1 pseudogene is annotated in these 1,053 nt (G+C 46.1%); it reads left to right on the top strand.

The annotated features are described in order from the left end of the window. A pseudogene (locus BCT34_RS04730) lies at positions 1–1,045 on the top strand (IS3 family transposase); the annotation flags it as partial. Between the last annotated feature and the right edge of the window lie 8 nt (positions 1,046–1,053).

Here is a 1,053-nt window from a genome sequence, read left to right as displayed (position 1 = left end):
GGGTAAGGCAACTCAAAGTTGAAAGGGCTGGCAAGGCACCCAATGCATCGCCGCTCACTCCAGAGCAAAGAGAAATCCGCGACCTTAAAAAGAAAATCAAGCGTATTGAAGAAGAAAAGGACATTCTAAAAAAGGCTACCGCTCTCTTGATGTCAGACTCCCTGAACGGTTCTCGATGATCGAGAAACTCAAGAAGAGCTATGCAGTGAAACAGCTTTGCGAAGTGTTCGGGGTTCATCGCAGTAGTTATCGTTATTGGGTAAATAGAGATAAAGCTCTAGCGTCAGAGCATGTACTTCTTCGTGCCGAAGTTCGACGAGCTCATGAGATTAGCAACGGTTCCGCAGGAGCGAGAACCATTGCCGGTATAGTGACAGCAAGAGGTATCCCACTTAGTCGTTATCGTGCGAGCAAGTTCATGAAAGAACTCGATTTAATCAGTGGTCAATTACCAAAACATACGTACAAGAAAACACAGCAGGAGCACGTTCATATACCGAACCATCTTAATCGTCAGTTCGCGGTAACTGAGCCGAATCAAGTCTGGTGTGGGGATGTGACCTACATCTGGACAGGACAGCGATGGTCTTACCTAGCGGTTGTTATCGACCTATTCGCTCGAAAAGTTATTGGCTGGGCAATGTCTAACTCCCCAGATAGCGCATTGACAGGTAAGGCGTTAACCATGGCCTATGAGAGCCGTGGAAGACCGTCTGGCGTAATGTTCCACTCGGACCAAGGTTGCCACTATACGAGTAAGAAATATCGTCAGTTGCTATGGAGATATCGAATTACTCAAAGTATGAGTCGTCGAGGAAACTGTTGGGATAACAGTCCTATGGAACGTGTGTTCAGAAGCTTGAAGACGGAATGGGTACCAAAGAATGGCTATAGAAGCTTTACAGAGGCGCACCAAGCAATAACAGATTATCTGGTTGGTTATTACAACCAGCATCGTCCACATCAATACAACGGTGGATTAACACCAAATGAGTCGGAACGACAGTTCTGGTTCCCTTATAAAACTGTGGCCAGTTTTACTTGACCACTACA

The organism is Vibrio sp. 10N.261.45.E2 (assembly GCF_002875705.1).
GTDB lineage: Bacteria > Pseudomonadota > Gammaproteobacteria > Enterobacterales > Vibrionaceae > Vibrio.
This window is presented reverse-complemented; position numbering and strand designations above follow the sequence as displayed.